Source organism: Pseudomonas sp. P5_B2, assembly GCF_056400445.1.
The window spans coordinates 1-657 of record NZ_JBFULH010001378.1; the positions used below are offsets into that span (position 1 = coordinate 1).

Below are 657 nucleotides of genomic sequence, written 5' to 3' on the forward strand. Positions count from 1 at the left end.
CCATTTGCACCGCTTGCCGCCGCCATCGGCCTGGGTTTCAGCCTGATCGCCGGCAGCCTGGTGGCGCCGACCGTGGCCCACGCCGAAGGTGAAATCCGCATCGCCGAACAGTTCGGCATTGTTTACCTGTTGCTCAATGTGGTGCGCGATCAGAACCTGATCGAGAAGTACGGCAAGCAGGAAGGCATCGACATCAAGGTCGATTGGACTCAGCTGTCTGGCGGTGCGGCGGTCAATGACGCGCTGCTCTCTGGTTCGATTGATATCGCGGGTGCAGGCGTCGGTCCGTTGCTGACGATCTGGGATCGCACCCACGGCAAGCAGAACGTCAAAGCCGTGGCTTCCCTCGGCAACTTCCCTTACTACCTGGTGAGCAACAATCCTAACGTCAAAACCATCGCCGATTTCACCGAGAAGGACCGCATCGCGGTTCCGGCGGTTGGGGTTTCAGTGCAGTCGCGTTTCCTGCAATACGCGGCCGCCAAGCAGTGGGGTGACAAGGAATTCAATCGCCTCGACAAGTACACCATCGCGGTGCCGCACCCGGATGCTACGGCCGCGTTGGTGGCCGGAGGCACCGAGTTGTCCGGGCACTTCTCCAACCCGCCATTTCAGGATCAGGAGCTGGCCAACCCCAACGTCCACGTGGTGTTGAAC

General features: G+C 60.6%; 1 protein-coding gene. It reads left to right on the top strand.

Annotated elements, in window-relative coordinates; all coding sequences use genetic code 11:
- Positions 1 to 657, top strand: a 657-nt coding sequence (locus AC1DRJ_RS31315; protein ID WP_477805517.1) for an ABC transporter substrate-binding protein, incomplete at both ends; no start/stop codon positions are given.